This is a genomic window from Herbaspirillum lusitanum, assembly GCF_046025995.1.
Lineage (GTDB): Bacteria > Pseudomonadota > Gammaproteobacteria > Burkholderiales > Burkholderiaceae_D > Herbaspirillum > Herbaspirillum lusitanum_A.
In genome coordinates this window covers 78,916-100,744 of the sequence record NZ_JAQQFM010000008.1, presented here as the reverse complement: position 1 = coordinate 100,744, position 21,829 = coordinate 78,916, and the positions used below count along the sequence as shown (strand labels likewise).

19 protein-coding genes are annotated in these 21,829 nt (G+C 60.5%); 15 read left to right on the top strand and 4 right to left on the bottom strand.

The genetic code is table 11. The features are described 5' to 3' along the window. Positions 1–4: 4 nt before the first annotated feature. The 13 genes from PQR62_RS18435 (at position 5) to PQR62_RS18375 (ending at position 13,523) form a co-directional block, all read left to right on the top strand. Positions 5–1,381 carry a UDP-glucose dehydrogenase family protein gene (locus tag PQR62_RS18435; RefSeq protein WP_408159470.1) on the top strand — a complete coding sequence of 459 codons (1,377 nt, stop codon included), beginning with the start codon at positions 5–7 and terminating at the stop codon, positions 1,379–1,381. 4 nt (positions 1,382–1,385) lie between these two features. Further along, on the top strand, positions 1,386–2,318 hold the full coding sequence (gene rfaE1, locus PQR62_RS18430) for a D-glycero-beta-D-manno-heptose-7-phosphate kinase (RefSeq protein ID WP_408159469.1): 933 nt from the start codon (positions 1,386–1,388) through the stop codon (positions 2,316–2,318). Between the two features lie 196 nt (positions 2,319–2,514). After that, positions 2,515–2,874 (top strand): ComEA family DNA-binding protein, encoded by a 360-nt coding sequence (locus tag PQR62_RS18425; protein ID WP_408159468.1) that lies wholly within the window; start codon positions 2,515–2,517, stop codon positions 2,872–2,874. Between the two features lie 435 nt (positions 2,875–3,309). Then, positions 3,310–4,281: a GGDEF domain-containing protein gene (locus PQR62_RS18420; protein WP_408159467.1), complete on the top strand. Its 972-nt coding sequence runs from the start codon at positions 3,310–3,312 to the stop codon at positions 4,279–4,281. A 279-nt stretch (positions 4,282–4,560) separates the two neighbouring features. Beyond that, complete coding sequence (locus PQR62_RS18415) at positions 4,561–6,744, top strand: DNA polymerase III subunit gamma/tau (protein WP_408159466.1); 2,184 nt, start codon at positions 4,561–4,563, stop codon at positions 6,742–6,744. 117 nt (positions 6,745–6,861) lie between these two features. Next, positions 6,862–7,188 (top strand): YbaB/EbfC family nucleoid-associated protein, encoded by a 327-nt coding sequence (locus PQR62_RS18410; RefSeq protein ID WP_408159698.1) that lies wholly within the window; start codon positions 6,862–6,864, stop codon positions 7,186–7,188. Between the two features lie 157 nt (positions 7,189–7,345). Beyond that, positions 7,346–7,648, top strand: a complete 303-nt coding sequence (locus PQR62_RS18405) for a YciI family protein (protein WP_408159465.1) — start codon at positions 7,346–7,348, stop codon at positions 7,646–7,648. Further along, entirely contained in the window at positions 7,645–8,241 is a 597-nt protein-coding gene (gene recR / locus PQR62_RS18400; protein WP_408159464.1) for a recombination mediator RecR, read from the top strand. Before PQR62_RS18405 ends, recR begins: the two co-directional genes overlap by 4 nt. Before the next feature lie 268 nt (positions 8,242–8,509). Beyond that, the gene (locus tag PQR62_RS18395) at positions 8,510–9,805 is read left to right on the top strand and encodes a CaiB/BaiF CoA transferase family protein (RefSeq protein WP_408159463.1); all 1,296 of its coding nucleotides are present in this window, start codon (positions 8,510–8,512) and stop codon (positions 9,803–9,805) included. 94 nt (positions 9,806–9,899) lie between these two features. Beyond that, positions 9,900–10,937, top strand: a complete 1,038-nt coding sequence (locus PQR62_RS18390) for an ABC transporter substrate-binding protein (RefSeq protein ID WP_408159462.1) — start codon at positions 9,900–9,902, stop codon at positions 10,935–10,937. Positions 10,938–11,164: 227 nt separating this feature from the next. Further along, positions 11,165–11,974, top strand: coding sequence for an ABC transporter ATP-binding protein (locus tag PQR62_RS18385; protein ID WP_408159461.1), 810 nt, complete (start codon positions 11,165–11,167; stop codon positions 11,972–11,974). A 14-nt stretch (positions 11,975–11,988) separates the two neighbouring features. Further along, positions 11,989–12,840: an ABC transporter permease gene (locus PQR62_RS18380; protein ID WP_408159460.1), complete on the top strand. Its 852-nt coding sequence runs from the start codon at positions 11,989–11,991 to the stop codon at positions 12,838–12,840. 269 nt (positions 12,841–13,109) lie between these two features. Further along, positions 13,110–13,523 (top strand): DUF3597 domain-containing protein, encoded by a 414-nt coding sequence (locus PQR62_RS18375; protein WP_408159459.1) that lies wholly within the window; start codon positions 13,110–13,112, stop codon positions 13,521–13,523. Positions 13,524–13,655: 132 nt separating this feature from the next. Here PQR62_RS18375 and tal read toward each other — a convergent pair whose 3' ends face one another. The 4 genes from tal to pgi all read right to left on the bottom strand — a co-directional run bounded on the left by tal (position 13,656) and on the right by pgi (position 18,938). Then, positions 13,656–14,591 (bottom strand): transaldolase, encoded by a 936-nt coding sequence (gene tal, locus PQR62_RS18370; RefSeq protein WP_408159458.1) that lies wholly within the window; start codon positions 14,589–14,591, stop codon positions 13,656–13,658. 108 nt (positions 14,592–14,699) lie between these two features. Further along, positions 14,700–15,554: an SIS domain-containing protein gene (locus tag PQR62_RS18365; protein WP_408159697.1), complete on the bottom strand. Its 855-nt coding sequence runs from the start codon at positions 15,552–15,554 to the stop codon at positions 14,700–14,702. A gap of 28 nt (positions 15,555–15,582) precedes the next feature. Next, positions 15,583–17,055 (bottom strand): glucose-6-phosphate dehydrogenase, encoded by a 1,473-nt coding sequence (zwf, locus tag PQR62_RS18360; RefSeq protein WP_408159457.1) that lies wholly within the window; start codon positions 17,053–17,055, stop codon positions 15,583–15,585. A gap of 224 nt (positions 17,056–17,279) precedes the next feature. Continuing rightward, on the bottom strand, positions 17,280–18,938 hold the full coding sequence (gene pgi / locus PQR62_RS18355) for a glucose-6-phosphate isomerase (protein ID WP_408159456.1): 1,659 nt from the start codon (positions 18,936–18,938) through the stop codon (positions 17,280–17,282). A 284-nt stretch (positions 18,939–19,222) separates the two neighbouring features. On the opposite strand from pgi, the gene edd reads away from it, so the two are divergent. Together edd and PQR62_RS18345 are read left to right on the top strand one after the other, a co-directional pair. Continuing rightward, complete coding sequence (gene edd / locus PQR62_RS18350; RefSeq protein WP_408159455.1) at positions 19,223–21,082, top strand: phosphogluconate dehydratase; 1,860 nt, start codon at positions 19,223–19,225, stop codon at positions 21,080–21,082. Further along, positions 21,079–21,708: a bifunctional 4-hydroxy-2-oxoglutarate aldolase/2-dehydro-3-deoxy-phosphogluconate aldolase gene (locus tag PQR62_RS18345; RefSeq protein ID WP_408159454.1), complete on the top strand. Its 630-nt coding sequence runs from the start codon at positions 21,079–21,081 to the stop codon at positions 21,706–21,708. The genes edd and PQR62_RS18345 overlap by 4 nt, the downstream gene beginning before the upstream one ends. Positions 21,709–21,829 lie beyond the last annotated feature (121 nt).

The following is a 21,829-nucleotide window of genomic DNA, read 5'->3' as shown; positions in this document are numbered from 1 at the left end:
TCTTATGAAGATTACTATTATCGGCACCGGCTATGTCGGCCTGGTCACCGGCGCCTGTCTGGCGGAATTGGGCAACGACGTGTTCTGCCTGGACGTGGATCAGTCCAAGGTTGATATCCTGAACAGCGGCGGCATTCCGATTCACGAGCCGGGGCTGGAAGACGTAGTCGCGCGCAATCGCGCTGCAGGACGTCTGCATTTCTCGACCGATGTCGCGGCCAGTGTCGCGCATGGCGAAGTACAGTTCATCGCGGTCGGTACGCCGCCTGATGAAGACGGTTCTGCCGACCTGCAATATGTCTTGGCGGCTGCGCGCAATATCGGCCGCTACATGACCGGCTTCAAGGTGGTGGTCGACAAGTCGACCGTGCCGGTCGGCACCGCCGACAAGGTCAGCGCCGCCATTGCCGAAGAGCTGAGCAAGCGTGGCCTGAAAGATGCCGCTTTCTCGGTGGTGTCGAATCCCGAGTTCCTGAAAGAAGGCGCTGCGGTCGAAGATTTCATGCGTCCGGATCGCATCGTGATCGGTCACGATCGGACCCCGGAAGGCCTGCAGGCCTATGCACAGATGAAGAAACTCTACGCGCCGTTCAACCGCAATCACGAACGGACTTTCTGGATGGATGTGCGTTCCGCCGAGTTCACCAAATACGCCGCCAACGCCATGCTGGCCACGCGGATTTCCTTCATGAATGAACTGGCGAATCTGGCCGACAAGGTCGGCGCCGATATTGAAGCGGTACGTCACGGCATCGGTTCCGATCCGCGCATCGGTCACAGCTTCCTGTATGCGGGTTGCGGCTATGGCGGCTCTTGCTTCCCCAAGGACGTGCAGGCGCTGGAACGCACCGCACGCGGCTACGATCAGGAGTTGCTGATCCTGCGCGCGGTGGAAGAGGTCAACAATCAGCAGAAGCATGTGCTGGGCAAGAAGGTGGTCGCGCGTTTCGGCGAAGATCTGAGCGGCAAGCATTTCGCGGTCTGGGGTCTGGCGTTCAAGCCGAACACCGATGACATGCGTGAGGCTTCCTCGCGCGTGCTGATCGGTGAGTTGGTCCGCCGCGGCGCCAGCGTTGCCGTGTACGATCCGGTTGCGATGACCGAAGCGGCACGCGTGCTGAAGCTGGATTTCGCGGATGCACCAGTCCTGCTGGATCGCGTCAGCTTCGCGGAAAGCCCGATGCAGGCCCTGGAGCAAGCCGATGCGCTGGCCATCGTGACGGAATGGAAGGCCTTCCGCAGCCCCGACTTCGACCGCTTAAAAGCGGCGCTGAAGAACCCGGTTATTTTCGATGGTCGCAATCTGTTTGAGCCGCAAGTCATGGCGGCGAGCGGGATCGAGTATCACGGCATCGGCCGTTCAATTTTGACGCGTGGATAAACGTATGAGCAACTCAGCCCCCATCGCCTGGAATAGGGCCAAGATCCTGATCGTCGGCGACGTCATGCTGGATCGTTACTGGTTCGGTGAAGTCAATCGCATTTCGCCGGAAGCCCCGGTGCCGGTGGTGCGTGTCGAGCGCCGTGAAGAGCGTCTCGGCGGCGCCGCCAACGTCGCCCGCAATGCTGCGAGTCTGGGTGCGCAGACCGCGCTGTTGGGTGTGACCGGCGCCGACGAAGCCGGCTCGGTGGTGGAAGATCTGCTCACTGATATCGGCGTGCGCAGCCATCTGAACCGCGATCCTTCGATTTCGACCATCGTCAAACTGCGCGTGATCGGGCGCCAGCAGCAACTGGTGCGTATCGATTTCGAAGAGGCGCCGACCGACACCGTGCTGCGCGACAAGCTCACGCAGTTCAACGCGCTGGTCGGCGACTACGACGTGATCGTCTTGTCGGATTACGCCAAGGGCAGCCTGGTTAACGTGCGCGACATGATTTCGGTGGCGGCCAAGCTGGGCAAGAAAATTCTGGTCGATCCCAAGGGCGATGATTTTTCGCCGTATCGCGGCGCATCGATATTGACGCCGAATCGCTCCGAACTGATCCGCATCGTCGGCAACTGGAAGAGCGAAGAAGAACTGACCACCAAGGCGCAGAATCTGCGCCAGTCGCTGGATATGGAAGCCTTGCTGCTGACGCGTTCGGAAGAGGGCATGACGCTGTATCGCGACAACGACGTGCAACATTTCCCGACCATGGCGCGTGAAGTGTTCGATGTGTCCGGCGCCGGCGACACGGTGATCGCCACGCTCGCGGTCATGCTCGGCAGCGGTGCTTCGCTGGTGGATGCGGTCAGCATGGCCAACAAGGCCGGCGGCATCGTGGTTGGCAAGCTTGGTACGGCCACTGTCACACAAGAAGAACTGAGTGCCTGACCCAGGCTTTGCGGATAAGTTTGTGCCTCAATAAACGCACATAGTTCTAAGCGTATTTGGTTGATTTTTCGTCAACTGCGAGTCAGAGACATCGTTAAGCAGTAACGGATTTCATTGCATGCCGGCAAGCCGGCGTGCATGGAACCGTGCTTCAAATTCGATGAATCTTGTTTTCGGCCCTTGGAAAGGACTCGCCATGTTGAAGAAATTTTTGTTCGCAATCACCACTTTTGTACTCGGAATCGGCCTGGCATTTGCCCAGGTCGATGTCAACAAGGCCGATCAGGCCGCTCTCGATGGTATTCGCGGCATCGGCCCTGCCACGTCCAAACGCATTCTGGACGAGCGTAAAAAAGGCGAGTTCAAGGATTGGGCCGACCTGCAGGCGCGCGTAAAGGGCATCAAGGACAAGAGCGCCGCCAAGCTGTCGGATGCCGGCCTGACCGTCAATGGCCAGACCAAGTCCGGTACTGCCGCCAGGCCGGCTGCGAAGACCGCCAAAGCGGATGCCGGCGGTGCCGCAGAATCCACAAAGAAAAACAAGGCCGCAAACTAAGCCGGGAAATTCAAGCTGGCTAACTTGCTTTCGCCGCACGCTAACGTGCGCCGACATGATCGCCATTCGGCGCAGGCTTAAATCGTGTTCGCTCTCATGCCGTTCGGTTAATCGCCGGGCGGCATTTTCATTTGTGCATGTTCCGCAAGCATGCTCATGGGAAGACGCAGGCCGGCATTGCCATGAGGCAAGTGTGAGGAATATTTCGTACGACTTGTTTCTCCAAAATATTGGTATTACAGTTCATCGGCACCGGAGAGAAAACCACATAGGAGTCAGGGGGCGAGATAGGGCCGCTTCATGGTTTTTTCTGCACATGGTCAGGCTCTGATATCCGGATACTTGAGATAGTGTTGATCGCTTAAGTTTTGTGTGTTCGCATTTTGTCGTTTCAGCATTGCATGGTTTTTCGCCAACTTACTGAACTGTCGAATCATGAAAATCGCCGATTTCCCCGCTCAGGAAGAGCAACGCATCGAGGCCTTGCATTCGCTGCAGATTCTCGACTCCGCCCCCGAAGAACGTTTTGATCGTCTGACCCGCCTGGCGCGTCGCCTGTTCGGTGTGCCGATTGCAGTCGTCAGTCTGGTCGACGCCAATCGCCAGTGGTTCAAGTCCTGCATCGGTCTCGATGCCAGCGAGACGCCGCGCGATGTGTCCTTCTGCGCACATGCCATCCTTGGCAGCGATGTGCTGGTGGTCAATGATGCCGCCGCCGATGAGCGTTTCAGCGACAATCCGCTGGTCACCGGCCCGCCGCATATCCGCTTCTATGCCGGTTGTCCGATCAGCACGCCCAAGGGCTACAAGCTTGGTACCTTGTGCCTGATCGACTCCGCGCCGCGTGAATTCGATGAAGACGATCAGGCGCTGCTGCGCGATCTGGGGATGATGGTCGAGCAGGAGCTCACCGCCATCCGGCTCGCCACTATCGACGATCTGACCAAGCTGTCGAATCGGCGCGGTTTCGAAACACTGTCCCAGCATGCTCTGGGCTTGTGCAAGCGCATCGGCAGACCGGCCTCGCTACTCTATTTCGATCTGGATCTGTTCAAGCAGATCAACGACCGCTTCGGCCACGCCGAAGGGGATTACGCCCTGTCCAGTTTCGCCATGATGCTGGCGCGCAATTTTCGTGAGTCCGACGTCATTGGCCGGCTCGGCGGCGATGAGTTTGCGGTGTTTCTGACGAATACCTCAAAGCAGGAAGCTGGCGCGGTGCTGGAACATCTGGCGCAAACCATCGCCGATCACAATGCCGCCAGCCATCGCGGCTACGATCTGCTCTACAGCGTCGGCCTGATCGAATTCGATCCGCTGCAGCACGCGACGATTGCCGATCTGATGAGTAGCGCCGACAGTCTGATGTACGAGCAGAAAAAAAGCCGGCGCAGGGCAGCCAGCTGAGCGCCGGTTAGCATGCTGGGCAAGCGGACGACCAGCTTGCTCTGCGTCTGCTTGTCAAATTTGTCCTGCAAGGAAAGCATTCAGACCACGCTTTTCTTGTCCGCAGCACGGCTGCATTCAGGCCACATCGGCCCTGATTTCACGGCGCCGATTCTCAGGCGACAACTTTCTCGCTCCCCGCATCGTGAAAGCCGGCATGAATGACAGCCGCAACGGCGATATGCCCGGCGAAATGGACTAAAATGCCCACCTGAGCCAAAACCCCCGGTCCCGCCATTTATGTCTTATCAAGTTCTCGCACGCAAATATCGTCCACGCAGCTTCGATACCCTGGTCGGCCAGGAGCACGTCGTACGCGCGCTGACACATGCGCTGGAGCAACAGCGGCTGCATCACGCCTATCTGTTCACCGGCACGCGCGGCGTCGGCAAGACCACCTTGTCGCGGATTCTGGCGAAGTCGCTCAACTGCGTCGGCACCGACGGCAACGGCGGCATCACGGCAGCGCCTTGCGGCGTGTGCGAAGCTTGTGTGGCGATCGATGCCGGCCGCTTCGTCGATTACATCGAGATGGATGCGGCCTCCAACCGTGGTGTCGATGAAATGGCGCAATTGCTGGAGCAGGCTGTGTACGCGCCATCCAATGCTCGTTTCAAGGTCTACATGATCGACGAAGTGCACATGCTGACCAACCACGCCTTCAACTCCATGCTGAAGACGCTGGAAGAACCGCCGGCGCATATCAAATTCATTCTCGCCACCACCGATCCGCAAAAAATTCCGGTCACCGTGCTGTCGCGCTGCCTGCAGTTCAATCTGAAGCAGATGCCGCCGGGCCACATCATCAGCCATCTGGACAATATCCTCGGCCAGGAACAGATCGAATTCGATCCGCCGGCCTTGCGTCTGCTGGCCCAGGGCGCCAGCGGCTCGATGCGCGACGCCTTGTCGCTGACCGATCAGGCGATCGCCTACGCCGCCGGCAAAGTGACGCTGGAGGCAGTGCAGGGCATGCTGGGTGCGCTCGACCAGTCTTATCTGATCCGCATCCTCGACGCGCTGGCCGTACAGGATGGCGCCGCCTTGCTGGCGGTGGCGGACGAAATGGCCACGCGCAGCCTGTCCTACAACTCGGCGTTGCAGGATCTCGGCACCTTGCTGCATCAGATCGCGCTGGGACAAAGTGTGCCGGCTGCGCTGGCAGAAGATGTGCCGAATCGCGAAGACATCATGCGTCTGGCCGGGCAGTTCACGCCCGAGCACGTGCAACTGTTTTATCAGATCGTGGTACACGGCCGTAATGAGCTCGGCCTGGCGCCCGACGAATACGCCGGCTTCAGCATGACCTTGCTGCGCATGCTGGCCTTCCGTCCGGTCAGCGCAACGACTGCCCCCGGCGGCCAGGGGCCGCAGACAACGGCGGCGCCAAGACCGGCGGCACGACCACTGAGTGCTGCTCCGCAAGTAGCGGTGACCAGCGCCCCGGTGAGCCGGCCGCCACCTGTTGCACCTGCACCCGCGGCGGCCGCTCCTGCCGCACCTGCACCGACACCCGTCGCTGCTCCGGCCCCGGCGCCTATCGTCGTGCCGGCCAGGACTGCACAAGCTGCTCCTGCTGCTTCTGTTTTCCCGGCGCCGCCGGCCGCGGCCAGTCCCATGAATTCAGCGCGCGCCGCCGCCTTGCAAGCGGCCGGTCTCGGCGGCAAGAGTAACCGAGGCGCTGCGGCAGCCGCGGCTGGCGCCGCTGCCGCTCAGATTGCGCAAGCTGCAGCGGCGCCGGTTTCTGCCCCCGTTTCTGCTCCGGTCATCGCCGCCGCGCCACCTGCCATGCAGGAATCAGCGCCGCCATGGGACGATGCGCCGCCGCCTTTCTCTGAGTTTCCGGACGAGGTGGCTCAAAAAAAAACTGAAGCTCCCGGACTGAACGGCCCGGACGGCGCCGCCTATGGCGCAGAGTCCGGCGAAGCCGCAGCTTCGCCCGGCATGCTGGCTTTCACACCATCGGCTGCGCCGGTGGTGCGTACGACGGTCAGCCCGGCGATGGTGGAAGAAACCGCGCGCGTGGTCGCCGAACTCGGATGGAACGGCAACTGGGCGGAGCTGGCTGCCAACCTCAATCTGCGCGGCGTGGCGCACCAGATGGCGTTTCAGAGTGAGCTGATCCGCTGCGAAGCGCTCAATGGCGGTAATGTCTGCTTCCATTTGCGCATTCCGCTGGAGACCTTGCGATCCTCGGGCAGTGTCGATAAGCTGTGCGCCGCATTGGGTGAGCGGTTCAGCAAGGAAATCCGGGTTGAAACCGAAATCGGGCCGGTGTTCGACACCGCCAACGTCAAGGCTGAAGCCGACCGCGCCGCACGTCTGCGCGTGGCCGAACAAAAGGTGCAGAGTGATCCCTTCGTGCAGAGCATGATGCGCGAATTCGGCGCCAGCATCGTGCCGGGTTCGATCCAGCCTTTATGAGATGCAAGGAACAGGGCGGCAGCGTTGCGTTCGCAGCACTGCCGCGTCGGCGATGCCATCGCTTCGCCGGCGTCGCAAACCAAGTAAAATCCGTCTGACCAAACAAGGAGTGCAATGATGATGAAGGGCCAACTGGCAGGGCTGATGAAACAAGCCCAGGCAATGCAGGACAACATGAAAAAGATGCAGGACCAACTGGCACTGATCGAAGTCGAAGGTCAGTCCGGCGCCGGCATGGTGAAGGTTGTCATGACCTGTAAGAACGACGTCAAGCGCGTGTCTATCGATCCTTCGCTGCTGGCGGACGACAAGGACATGCTGGAAGATCTGGTCGCCGCTGCGTTCAACGACGCGGTGCGCAAGGCCGAAGCCTTGTCGCAGGAAAAGATGTCCGGCATGACCGCCGGCATGCCTTTGCCGCCCGGCTTCAAGATGCCGTTCTGAGTTTCCGTTCAGCTGCCGCCCGGGCATGTTTGCGTGGCCGCGGCAGCCTTTGATTCGGGAAGTACAGAAAGTGCAGGACGTGCGGGGGAAAGCGCGGGCGGTGATTAGCGGTTAGCATCGGACAGGGTATTCGGTACTGAAGTTTTCAGGAGGCGACATGTTCATCATCTCGATCACGTACACCAAGCCGGCAGGCGAAATCGACGCCTTGCTGACGGCGCATCGCCAGTTCCTGAACGAGCAGTACGCCGATGGCGTGTTCCTGATGTCGGGCCGCAAGGTGCCGCGCAGCGGCGGCATCATCATTGCCGATGCCGCCGACCGCGCCGAGATCGAAGACATCATCCAGTTCGACCCGTTTTACATCGCCGGTGTCGCCGAATACGAGATCATCGAATTCGTTCCCTCCATGACAGCCGAGGCGCTGTCCGATTTTCGCCATACTGCCGATCGCAATTGAAAACACCCTCCAGTCTTACCGTTCTGACCGAATCGCTGCGGCAACTGCCCGGCATCGGTCCGAAGTCGGCGCAACGCATGGCCTATCACCTGCTGCAGCACAACCGCGACGGCGCCATTGAATTGAGCAAGGCGCTGGCGCACGCGATGGACAGCATCCGTCATTGCGCGCTGTGCAATACCTTCACCGAACAAGTCATCTGCGATACCTGCCAGAGCGCCGAGCGCGATACCACCTTGCTGTGCGTGGTGGAGTCGCCCAGCGATCAGATCATGATCGAGCAGACGCTGACCTTCAAGGGCCTGTATTTCGTGCTGATGGGACGTTTGTCGCCGCTGGACGGTATCGGCCCCAAAGACATTCATCTGGAGAAACTCATCACGCGCGCCACCGACGGCGTGGTCAGCGAAGTGGTGCTGGCGACCAATTTCACCAATGAAGGCGAAGCCACCGCGCATTACATCAGCGAAACGCTCAAGGCGCGCGGTCTCAAGGTCAGCCGTCTGGCGCGCGGCGTGCCGGTCGGCGGCGAGCTGGAATACGTGGATGCCGGCACCATCGCGCGCGCCATGCTGGATCGCCGCGTCACCTGAGAGCAGCGCCAAGCCCGGCCCGGCCCAGGCCGGATGAAATTTTTGCAAGCCCGAACGCTCCTCAGGGACGGCGGCTTCCACTAGAATAAGGCCCTTGCCGGGCCGCTGCGCCGTGAGCGAAACTGTCCCGGCGGGCGCCCAAGCAAGCCATCAGCAAACCAATTCATGACGGACAAGGCCGTAGAGCCTTTTCGTTTGCATAACAAGGAGATCATCTGACATCCGGCCGTCTGCGTTTTTCGCGGACAGGATGGCAGATGCGACAAGCATGACGACACCTTCCGCCGATTCCCCATCCGCTGCCGAATCAAGTTCCGACAGCGCGCCCAAAAAATCCACCGGCCCGCTGGCCGGCATCAAGGTGCTGGAGCTTGGCACGCTGATCGCCGGACCATTCTGCTCGCGCATGCTGGCCGAGTTCGGTGCTGACGTCATCAAGGTTGAAGCACCCGAAGTCGGCGATCCGATTCGCCAGTGGCGCGTGCTCAAGGACGGCACTTCGCTGTGGTGGTCGGTGCAGGCGCGCAACAAGAAAAGCATCACGCTCAACATGAAGGACGAGCGGGCGCAGGAGGTGGCGCGGCAACTGGCGCTGGAAGCCGATGTCATCATCGAGAACTATCGCCCGGGCGTGCTGGAAAAATGGAATCTCGGTTACGAGGCTCTCAAGAAACTGAACCCCGCCACCATCATGGTGCGCCTGTCCGGCTACGGCCAGACCGGGCCGCTGAAGGATTTGCCGGGCTTCGGCGCCATCGGCGAGTCGATGGGCGGCATTCGCTACGTCTCCGGCCATCCCGATCGTCCGCCGGTGCGTATCGGCATCTCCATCGGCGACTCCATTGCGGCGCTGCACGGCGTGATCGGCGCCATGATGGCGCTGCGCCATCGCGACGTCACCGGCGGCCGCTGGAACGGCAAGAGCGGTGCCGACTGCATCGCCGGACAAGGGCAGATGGTGGACGTCGCGCTCTACGAAGCCGTCTTCAACATGATGGAATCCATGGTGCCGGAGTTCGATCAGGCCGGCGTGGTGCGCGAACGCACCGGCGGCGCCTTGCCGGGCATCGTTCCCTCCAACACTTACACCACCGGCGACGGCATGAACATCGTCATCGCAGGCAATGGCGACGCCATCTTCAAGCGCCTGATGCTGGCCATCGGCCGTGAAGACATGGCCGGTGATCCGGGCCTGGCGCGCAATGATGGCCGGGTGCCGCGCACCGCAGAAATCGACGCCGTGATTCAGGCCTGGTGTCAGACCCAGACCATCGATACGGCGCTGGCGATCCTGCAGGGCGCCGACGTGCCGGTCGGTAAAATCTACTCGGTCAAGGACATGATGAGCGACCCGCAATTTCTGGCGCGCAAGATGTTCGAGCAGCATCATTTCGCCGACGGCACGCCGATCAAGTTGCCTGCCGTCACGCCCAAGATGTCGGAAACGCCGGGGCAGACGCGCTGGCTCGGCCCCGGGCTGGGCGAACATACCGATGAAATCCTGCGGTCGCTGGGGTATGATGATGCCCGAATCGCGCAATACCGCCAGGACAAGGTGGTCTGAGAGGTACTCAGTACGCGTTGTCCAATAAATAAGTTATCCAATAATTAATATCGCGACCCCATCAGCGATTCGCTTCATTCACGGAGGAGACATAATGAAATTAAGCTGGAAACAACTGGCAATCGCGCTCGGCCTTTTCCTGGCCGGCTATTTTTCGTTCAACAATAACGTGTTTGCGCAGGCGCCTGAGAAGACCAAGGTGTCGATCGCCGTCGGCGGCAAGAATCTGTTCTACTACCTGCCGCTGACCATCGCCGAACAACTCGGCTACTTCAAGGATGAAGGCCTGCAAGTCGAAATCTCCGACTTCGCCGGCGGCGCCAAGGCGCTGCAGGCGATGGTGGGCGGCAGCGCCGACGTGGTCTCGGGCGCTTACGAACACACCATCAGCATGCAGGTGAAGAACCAGCCTATCGTGGCCTTCGTGCTGCAAGGCCGGGCGCCGCAGATCGTGCTGGGCGTGTCCAACAAGACCATGCCGAACTACAAGACCATCGCCGATCTGAAGGGCAAGAAAATCGGCGTCACCGCACCGGGTTCGTCGACCAGCGTGATGGCCAGCTTCGTGCTCGCCAAGGCCGGTCTGAAGCCGACTGACGTGTCCTTCATCGGCGTCGGCGCCGGCGCCGGCGCCATCTCGGCGATCCGCTCGGGCCAGATCGACGCCATCGCCAATCTGGATCCGGTGATCTCGATGCTGGAACAGAGCAAGGAAATCACGGCCGTGGCCGACACCCGCACGCTGAAGGACACCAATGCCGTGTTCGGCGGCCCGATGCCGGCAGCCACGCTGTATGCACCTGAAGCCTTCGTGCAAAAGTATCCCAACACCACCCAGGCCTTGACCAACGCCATGGTGCGCGCACTCAAGTGGATCCAGAAGGCCGGCCCGTCCGACATCATCAAGACCGTGCCGGAAAGCTATCTGCTGGGCGACCGTGCCTTGTACATCGATGCCTTCAGCAAGGTGCGTCAGGCGATCTCGCCGGACGGCTATTTCCCGCCGGGCGGCCCCGACACTGCACTGAAGACGCTGCAAGCGTTTGACCCTGCGCTGGCCGGCAAGACCGTTGACCTGTCCAAGACTTTCACCAATGAGTTCGTGAAGAAGGCCAACGCCAAGTACAAGTAAGCCTGAAATACTGCTTGCGATCTGAAGACAAATGCCCGGCAACGGGCATTTGTCCATCTGAAGGATTCGGTTTTCATTGAGTAGGCGGGGCGTGCCAAAGGGCGTTGCTTTGATCTGAGGTATAGCGCCGGCCCACTCTCTTTCTCCGCACTCTTTGCCTTCTTGGTATTTCCGTACCGACCATATTTTTCGTTTCATCCTGAGTCGCATTTTTCTTTGCCTTTCTTATGACGCCAGCTCTTCTCTTAGATGACATCTCCTGCACCTTCGTCTCGCGCGACGATCGCTCGCAGCGTTACACCGCCGTCGCCAACACCACGCTGGCCATCGCGCCGGGCGAGTTCGTTTCGGTAGTCGGTCCTACCGGCTGCGGCAAGTCCACGCTGCTCAACGTCGGCGCCGGTCTGCTGCAGCCATCCACCGGCGAGGTCAAGGTCTTCGGCGAGCCGCTGAACGGCATCAACAAGCGCGCCGGCTACATGTTCCAGGCAGAGGCGCTGATGCCGTGGCGCAGCGCACTGCAGAACGTGATCGCCGGCCTGCAATATCGCGGCACGGAAGCGAAAGAGGCGGAGCAACTGGGCGAACAATGGCTGACGCGTGTCGGTCTGCAAGGTTTCGGCGACCGCTATCCGCACCAGTTGTCGGGCGGCATGCGCAAGCGCGTGGCGCTCGCGCAGACCCTGATTCTGGATCCGGACATCATCCTGATGGACGAGCCGTTTTCGGCGCTCGACATCCAGACCCGGCAGTTGATGGAAAACGAAGTGCTGGAGCTGTGGAACGCCAAGAAGAAAGCGGTGCTGTTCATCACTCACGATCTGGATGAGGCGATTGCCATGTCGGACCGCGTGATCGTGCTGTCGGCGGGGCCCGGCACACATCCCATCGGAGAATTCCGCATCGATTTGCCGCGTCCGCGCGATGTGGCGGAAATCCGCATGCATCCGCGTTTCGTCGAGCTCCACAAACAGATCTGGGACGTCTTGCGCGATGAAGTGCTCAAGGGATATCAACAACAAAAGCGCGCGGCGTAAGGCAGGCAACGGACATGTGGAAATTACTGAAACCCAATCACAAGAACATTCGCTTCTGGCAATTGCTGGTGCTGGTCGTGGTCCTGCTGGGCTGGCATTTCGCCACCCGCAATCCGCAGACCGCCTTCTTCTTCGGCGAGCCGCTCAAGGTGGCCGAACGCATCTGGCAATGGTTCACCGTCGGCAGCGGCTCGCTGGAAATCGGCTTCGGCGATACGACATTTTTCACACTCAGCTTCCCGGCTGAAATTTATTCGCACCTGCTGGTGACGCTGACCGAAACCGTGCTGGCCTTCGTCATCGGCACCGTGCTGGGTCTCGGCATCGGCCTGTGGCTGGCGCTGTCGCCGACCGCCTCGGCGATTCTCGATCCTTACGTCAAGGCTGCCAACTCGATGCCGCGCGTGATTCTGGCGCCGATCTTCGCGATGTGGTTCGGCCTCGGCATCTGGTCCAAGGTGGCGCTGGCGGTCACGCTGGTGTTCTTCATCGTGTTCTTCAACGTCTATCAGGGCGTCAAGGAAGTCAGCCCGGTGGTGCTGGCCAATGCGCGCATGCTGGGCGCCAATGCGCGTCAGTTGCTGCGCACGGTGTATCTGCCGTCGGCGACTTCGTGGGTGTTCTCCAGCCTGCATACCTCCATCGGTCTGGCCTTCGTCGGCGCGGTGGTGGGCGAGTACCTGGGCTCGGCGCGCGGCGTCGGTTATCTGATTTTGCAAGCGGAAGGCAGCTTCGACATCAACACTGTATTTGCCGGCATCGTGGTGCTGACAGTCTTCGCGCTGGTACTGGACGTCGCGGTGGGCTTGATCGAGAAGCGGCTGATGAAATGGCAGCCGAAGTCGGGCGAGACCGAAAAGATGTAGGCAAGCGGCGAGTTGATATCCAGGCTGTACAAGCCCGGATGCAATGAAAAAAGAGACGGAATCCCGTCTCTTTTTTTGTGCCCTGCGGCTGCCGATTCCTCGCACATTCTTGCGATTTTTCCGATTGCGTTGATATTCATCTGAAATCTTTTTTGAATATTCCAATATCGACGTCATCGCCGCCAGCAGCCGGAACTCGAAGTGGGGCACTGCCTCAGACCGCTGCATTGACCAGCCGGTCTTTGCTTGGATCACTTCAGGAGAAACGCATGGGCATTCTGGGCAATATTTTCGGCAAGATTTTTCCTTCCTCGTCGACAGCAGACAAGACCGCAGCGGATGCATCAGGCGCCGCAGGCGCCGGGGCAGCGGTGGCGACAACTTCTGATGCGTCTGCGATGGCGGCTGCACCGGCCGCCATCGAGCCGGTGGATGTCGCCGCCATTCTGGTCGCCATGTCGCAGAAGAACAGCCAGTCGCTGAACTGGCGCAGCTCCATCGTCGATCTCTTGAAATTGCTGGGGCTGGACAGCAGCCTGGAGGCGCGCAAGGCCTTGGCCGCTGAGCTGCATTACAGCGGTAACAGCGCCGATTCGGCGGCGATGAATATCTGGCTGCATCAGCAGGTCATGCGCAAGCTGGCCGAGAACGGCGGTAAGGTGCCGGATGAGTTGAAGGGCTGAGCAGGCCTTAAGTGTAAAGTGGACGTCTGCAGCGCGTGTTTTAACGGCACGCGCCAACAGGAGTCAAAGTAAAACGGGGATGCGAAATGACTTTCGCATCCCCGTTTTTCTAGCAGCGCAACAGATTGCCGATTAGCGCAGTCCTTCGACGATCTTGTCCAGCTTGACCGAGTCTGCGCAGAACAGGCGTATGCCTTCCGACAGCTTTTCTGTGGCCATCGCATCGTCGTTGAGCATCAGGCGGAAGCTCTTTTCATCGAGCGAGATTTTTTGCAGATCGGCGCTCTGGCTTTCTTCCTTGCTCAGCTTGCGTGCCACCGGCGCGTCGCTCTCCGCCAGTTTTTGCAGCAGATCGGGGCTGATGGTCAGCAGGTCGCAACCGGCCAGTTCCACGATCTGCGAGGTGTTGCGGAAGCTGGCGCCCATCACTTCGGTGGCGTAGCCGAACTTGCGATAGTAGTTGTAGACCTTCTTGACCGATTGCACGCCAGGGTCATCGGCGCCGGTGTATTCCTGGCCGCTGGATTTCTTGTACCAGTCGTAGATGCGGCCGACGAAGGGCGAAATCAGTTGCACCCTGGCTTCAGCGCAGGCGATGGCTTGCGGCAGGCTGAACAGCAGCGTCAGGTTGCAGTGTATGTCTTCCTTTTCCAGAATCTCGGCGGCGCGGATGCCTTCCCAGGTCGAGGCGATCTTGATCAGCACGCGCTCGCGCTTGATGCCGGCTTCTTCATACAGGCGGATCAGTTCACGACCCTTGGCCACGGTGCCGGCAGTATCGAAAGACAGGCGTGCGTCGGTCTCGGTCGAAACGCGGCCGGGAATCAGCTTCAGGATTTCCAGCCCGAACTTCACCAGCAGGCGGTCGATGATGGCGCCGGTGTCCAAGCTGCCATGTTCCTTGACCGCCGCCGCCAGCAAGGGCTTGTATTCATCCTTTTGCACCGCCTTCAGGATCAGCGACGGATTGGTGGTCGCATCCTGCGGCGCGAACATCTTCATGGACTGGAAATCGCCGGTGTCGGCAACGATGGTAGTGAATTGCTTCAGTTGTTCAAGCTGGTTCATGGTCCGTCCTGACTGATTTGATTTTGGTAGGTGAGTAGGTAAAGTGCGAAATCTACCGCCTCCATTCTACGTAAGTCTGAGCCTGATGGAAGCGCGGTGCATGAGACTTCAGCGGAAGAAAGAGTCGAACTGCATGTCGAATTTCTGCAGAGACTTTTGCGCATTCTGCATCTGCTTGCGGAATTCCGGACCGCGCCGCAGCGCCAGGCCGACCGCCAGAATATCGATCACCACCAGATGCGCGAGACGTGCCGAGATCGGCGTGTAAGGATCAATGTTGAAGCTCAGGTCGATCGGCACCAGCACCGTCGCCAGCTCGGCCAGCGGCGTGCCGCTGGGGCCCAGCACGATGATGTCGGCGCCGCCCTTGCGCGCCAGCTGAATACTGCGCAGCAGCGCCGCGTTGCCGCCGCGCTGCGAGATCGCCACCACACAATCGCCGGCCTTGAGCAGCGAAGCGGCGATGCTGTGTATGTGCGGATCGGAGTAGGCCACGGTCGGCACACCCGAGCGGAAAAACTTGTGCTGCGCATCGTTGGCGACGATGCCGGAAGTGCCCTGGCCGTAGAACTCGATCTTGTTGGCGCGCGCCAGCACATCGAGCGCCAGCTGGATGGCATCCGGGTTCAGGTGATTGCGCAGATCCAGCAAGGTGTTGATCGAGCGGCTGCAGATCTTGTTGACCAGGTCCGCAGCCAGATCGTCCTGCGCCAGCGACTCGTCTGCACCCGGCAAGGCCAGCGCCAGACTCTGCGCCAGCTTGAGCTTGAAGTCGTGCCAGCCCTCGTAGCCGATGGCGCGGCAGAAGCGGATCACGGTCGGCTCCGACACCTCGGCGTTCTTGGCCAGCGCGGTCAGATTCTCCGCCAGCGCCAGTTGCGGATTGGCGAGGATGGTCGCGGCCACTTTCTTCTCCGATTTCGACAGAGAGTTGATGTGGGTGCGAATGGAGTCGAGCAGCATCATGGCGTCAGTTCGGTGGCGCTTGCGATCAGACTTCGGGCAGCGCTTCTTCGCGCCACTGCAGTCCGTCGCGGCCGATCAGCGCGCTCGCTGCCGCCGGGCCCCAGGTGCCGGCGTTGTAAGGAATCGGATCGGTTTCCTGCTGTTCCCAGTGCTCCAGGATAGGTTCGACCCATTCCCATGCCGCTTCCAGCTCATCGCTGCGCATGAACAAGGTCAGATGACCGCGCAGCACGTCCAGCAGCAGGCGCTCGTAGGCTTCCATGCGCGGCGTCTTGAACTTCTCGCGGAAATCCATTTCCAGTTCGACCGGACGCAGGCGCATGCCATCGCCCGGCGTCTTGGCCATCAGATTCATGTGCAGGCCTTCGTCCGGTTGCAGACGGATCACCAGGCAGTTCGGCAGCGTGCTGTTGTTCTGCTGTGCGAAGATCGAATGCGGCACGCTCTTGAAGCGCACCACGATTTCCGCCAGGCTGTCGGCCATGCGCTTGCCGGTGCGCAGATAGAAAGGCACGCCGGCCCAGCGCCAGGTATCGATTTCGGCTTTGACGGCGACGAAGGTCTCGGTGTGCGATTCCGGATTGGCGTCTTCTTCCTTGCGATAGCCGGGCACTGCCACGCCGTTGACGTGGCCGGCGCGATACTGGCCGCGCACCACGTTCATTGCCAGCGTGGTCGGCGTAAAGCGTTTCAGCGAGCGCAGCACCTTGAGTTTTTCATCGCGCACAGCATCGGCGGAATTGGTGACCGGCGGCTCCATCGCCACGATGCACAGCAATTGCAGCAGGTGATTCTGCAGCATGTCGCGCAGCGCGCCGGCGGTGTCGTAGTAATCGACGCGGCCGCCCGCGCCGAGTTCTTCGGCGATGGTGATCTGCACATCGGAAATCCACTCACGGCGCCACAGCGGCTCGAACAGCACGTTGCCGAAGCGCAGCGCCAGCAGATTTTGTACCGCCTCCTTGCCCAGGTAGTGGTCGATGCGGAAGATCTGCGATTCGCTGAAATGGCGGCCGACCTGCTTGTTGATGTCGCGCGCGCTGGCCAGATCGCGGCCCAGCGGTTTTTCCAGCACCACGCGCGAATTGGCGGTGGCGAGTCCGGCATTGGCCAGGTTTTCGCAGATCGACGCGAACAGGCTGGGCGGGGTGGCCAGATAGAACACGCGCGTCAGTTGCGGATCGTCGCGCAGCGCCTTGACCAGATTCTGGAAGCTGCCGGCTTCCTTGGCATTGACCGAAACATAGCGCAGGCGCTTGCAGAAGCGCTGCCACACGTCGGCATCCATGCTGGCGGCGGAAATATGGGGTTTGGAATCTTTCTCGACGATGGCGATGAAGTCTTCATCGCTCTTGTTGTCGCGGCCGATACAGATGATGCGGCCTTCGGCCGGCAAGTCTTTGGCGCGATCGCGTGCATAGAGTGCGGGCAGCAATTTGCGCATCGAAAGATCGCCGGTGCCGCCGAATAAAACCAGATCGAAATCGGAAATAGCCATGTGTATGTTTGCCTGTAGTCCTGAGTCATGCCGGCTGCGCTCGTTGGCGCCAGCCGGCCGGGAAGATTATCTGAATGTGCTGAGCTTGCTGTCGTCTCTGACTATTCTGATTGTTCAGGGGCCGGGCGCCTTGCCATGCCGCCGCAGCCCTTGTTGCTGCCGATGAAACTGTTGCTGTCTTTGCTCTCGCCGCCGTTTGCTCGGCGCATCAGTGGAGCGATGGATTAGCCAAGCGCTTGCTTTGCCAGTGCGATGAGCGCGTTGGTCGAGGCGTCGTGTCGGGCCGGCACTGCCTCGCCGGTCAGTTCGGAATGGATGGTCTTGGCCAGCACCTTGCCCAGTTCCACGCCCCATTGATCAAAACTGTTGATGCCCCAGATCGCGCCTTGCACGAAGGTCTTGTGCTCGTACAGCGCGATCAGCGCACCCAGCGTCGCCGGCGTCAGTTCCTGCATCAGGATAGTGTTGCTGGGACGGTTGCCGTTGAAGGTTTTGTGCGGCAAAAGCATATTCAGTTCCGCTTCATTTGCACCTTGTTGCTGCAGATCGGCGCGCACCTCGTCGGCCTGCTTGCCGCGCATGAAGGCTTCCGATTGCGCAAAACAGTTGGCCAGCAGCACCTGATGATGCTGCGGGATGTCATGCGCGGGCTTGAGCACGGCGATGAAATCGATAGGCGTGATGTCGGTGCCCTGATGCAGCAGCTGGAAGAAGGCATGCTGGCCGTTGGTGCCGACATCGCCCCAGATGAAGGGACAGGTGGCGACTTCCACTGCGCTGCCGTCGCGCGTGATGCGCTTGCCGTTGCTTTCCATGTCCAGCTGTTGCAGGTAAGCCGGGAAGAAGCGCAGGTTGTGATGGTAAGGCGCAATCGACAGCGATTCGCTGTTGAAGAAGTTGCGGTTCCAGATGCCGATCAGCGCCTGAATCACCGGCATGTTGCTTTCCAGCGGCGCTTCGCGGAAGTGGCGATCCATGGCGTTGGCGCCGTCGAGGAAGGCGCGGAAGTTGTCGAAGCCGATCGCCAGCGCAATCGACAGGCCGATCGCCGACCACACCGAATAGCGGCCGCCGACCCAGTCCCAGAACGGAAACATGTTGGCGGTATCGATGCCGAACGCGCCGACCGCCTGGGCATTGGTCGACACCGCGACAAAATGCAGCGCCAGAGCGGCTTCCTTGGCATGCTTCAGAAACCAGCGCCGCGCGGTTTGCGCGTTCATCATGGTTTCCTGCGTGGTGAAGGTCTTGGAGGCAACGATGAACAGTGTTGTCTCGGGATTAACATCCGCCAGCACCGCATCCAGATCGTGACCGTCGACGTTCGACACGAAATGCGACTGCAGACGCGGATGCGTGAAATTGTGCAGAGCGGTGCACACCATTTGCGGACCCAGATGCGAGCCGCCGATGCCGATGTTGACGATGTCGGTGATTTCCTTGCCGGTATGGCCGCGCCATTGTCCGTCGCGCACGCGCGTGGTGAAGCTCTGGATGCGACTCAGAACACCTTGAACATCTTCTGCGATATGCTGTCCATCAACCTGCAGGGCCGCGGCGTCGGCCTGCGCTGCCGGAGTGCGCAGCGCGGTGTGCAAGACTGCGCGATGCTCGGTGAAGTTGATCTTTTCGCCAGTGAACATGGCGTCGCGCAAAGCCTCGACCTGACGCTCGCGCGCCAGCGACAGCAGCAGTTCAAGCGTGCTGGATTCGATGCGGTTCTTGGAGTAATCGAGCAGCAGGCCTGCTGCCGAGAGCGACATCCGCTCAAAGCGATCCGGCTGGGCCGAGAACAGTTCGCGCATGTGCCAGCCGAGGGCTGTCTGGTGGTGTTCCTGCAGTTGTTTGAAGGCTGCGGCGTCGGTCAGTGCGGTGTTTGGCATGTTATTCAATTTTTGGCTGCACGAAAAATCACTCCGCAACTATACATGATTTGAATTGCCATTGGTAATTTCACTACAGCGCATTTATTCAGCGCTGCGCAAATGCCGGGGCTGCCAATTTTACGTCGAGTCACGCTGAGAATTTGGTCAAATTGCTGTTGAGTTTTGGTTGAAATTTTCAATGTTTTGATGCATTGCAGCAGATGAATTCGCCGCATACAAGAGGAACATGGATTAATATTTTGTAGTAAAATTACATTTGTTAACGCTAACAGGAACCCATAATGCCCCTCCACGCTACCTTAGCCAGCGTCACCCGACGCATCGCCGAACGTAGTCGGCCTTATCGCACAGCCTATCTGGAACGGATCGAGGCTGCCCGTCATCAGGGCGTGCAGCGCGGTGCGCTGGCATGTACCAACCTGGCCCACGGCTTCGCCGCTTTTCCTCCCAACGACAAACTCAAGCTCAAGCAGGACAAGAGTCCGTCGGTTGCCATCGTCTCGGCCTACAACGATATGTTGTCGGCGCATCAACCCTTTGAACGTTTCCCGGAAATCATCCGTCAGGCTGCACGCGATGCCGGCGGCGTGGCGCAATTTGCCGGCGGCGTGCCTGCCATGTGCGATGGGGTGACGCAAGGTCAGACCGGCATGGAGCTGTCGCTGTTCTCGCGCGATACGATTGCCATGGGCACGGCGGTCGCGCTTTCACACAACATGTTCGACGCCGCGCTTTATCTGGGCGTATGCGACAAGATCGTGCCCGGCCTGCTGATCGGTGCGCTGCACTTCGGTCACCTGCCAGCGGTGTTCGTGCCGGCCGGGCCGATGACCAGCGGCATGAGCAACAAGGAAAAGGTCAGGATTCGCCAGCTCTACGCCGAAGGCAAGCTGACCCGCGATGATTTGCTGGAGGCCGAATCGAAGTCCTACCACGGCGCCGGCACCTGCACCTTCTACGGCACCGCCAACAGCAATCAGATGCTGATGGAAGCCATGGGCCTGCACCTGCCGGGCGCAGCCTTTATCACCCCGAATACGCCGCTGCGTGATGCGCTGACGGCAGCCGCCACGCAACAGGCGATCAAGATCACCGACCTTGGCTCGCAATACACGCCGGTCGGCCGCATGATCGACGAAAAAGCCATCGTCAACGCCATCGTCGCGTTGCACGCCACCGGCGGTTCGACCAACCACACGCTGCATGTGGTGGCCATCGCCAAGGCCGCCGGCATCGTGATCGACTGGGACGATTTCGCCACCCTGTCGTCGGTGGTGCCGCTGATTACCCGCATCTATCCGAACGGCGGCGCCGACGTCAATCACTTCCATGCCGCAGGCGGCACCGGTTTCGTATTGCGCGAACTGATCGATGCCGGTCTGATGCATGATGACGTCACCACCATTCTCGGTCAGGGCCTGCGTGCGCATTGCAAGGAGCCGCTGCTGGACGGCGATAATGTCGGCAAGGTGGTCTGGAAAGACTCGCCGGCAAAAAGCGCCGACGAAGCCGTGGTCGGCACCGTCGCCAAACCGTTCTCGGCCGATGGCGGCCTGAAGCTGTTGCAGGGCAATCTCGGCCGTTCGGTCATGAAGACTTCGGCCGTGGCGCATGAACACCGCGCAGTGCAGGCGCCGGCCATCGTGTTCCATTCGCAGGAAGCCTTCATGGCCGCCTTCAAGGCGGGCGAGCTGGACAAGGATTTCATCGCCGTGATCACCTTCCAGGGGCCGCGCGCCAACGGCATGCCGGAACTGCACGCGCTGACGCCGGCGCTGGGCATCTTGCAGGACAAGGGCCGTCAGGTGGCGCTGGTCACCGATGGACGGATGTCGGGTGCGTCGGGTAAAGTGCCGTCGGCGATTCACATCACGCCGGAAGTGCTGGCCGGCGGCCCGCTCGGTCTGGTGCGCACCGGCGACATGATTCGTCTGGATGCCGAGGCCGGTATTCTGGAAGCGTTGGTGCCGCAGGAGGAGTGGGCTGCGCGCAAGCAGGACGTGAGCAATCTGAACGGCAATCAGCACGGCATGGGACGCGAATTGTTCAGCGTGTTCCGGGCCGCAGTCAGCAGTGCGGAAGAGGGCGGCGCCACATTCGGCTTGCCGCCGGTTTTTGAAAAAGAGAAAGAGACAGTATGAAAACGATCCTGGAAATCATGCGCACTTCGCCGGTCATTCCGGTGATCGCCATCGACAAACTTGAACATGCCGTGCCGTTGGCCAGGGCGCTGGTGGCGGGCGGTATCCGCGTGCTGGAAATCACGCTGCGCACGCAGCATGGTCTGCCGGCAATCCGCGCTATTGCCGATGAAGTGCCGGACGCCATCGTCGGCGTCGGCACCCTGACCAGCCCGGAAGAATTCGGCGCCTCGCGCGATGCCGGCGCGGTGTTCGGCGTCTCGCCGGGCCTGACTGCAGCGCTGATCGCCGCTTCCAAATCCAGCGGCCTGCCCTTGCTGCCGGGCGTGATGACGCCGTCGGAAGTCATGGTTGCGCGCGAAGCCGGTTTCCGCCAGCTGAAGTTGTTCCCGGCCGTGCCGGCCGGCGGCGTCGGCATGTTGAACGGCATCGCCGGTCCACTGGGCGATGTCACGTTCTGCCCGACCGGCGGCATCTCCCAAGAGACCGCGGCCCAGTTCCTGGCCTGCAAGAACGTGGCCTGCGTCGGCGGTTCCTGGCTCACGCCCAAGGCCGCCATCGAAGCGGGCGACTGGGACAAGATCACCGAGCTGGCGCGTGCAGCAAGCGCCTTGAAAAAGGCTTGAAGAAGGCTTGATGTAGCTCAGCTTGTCTGCGTTCTGACTGCCGTCGGGATCGCAGGAAAAAGCCGGGCAAAGTAAAAACGGGCGCTACCGGAATCCGGTAGCGCCCGTTTTGCATGTGTAT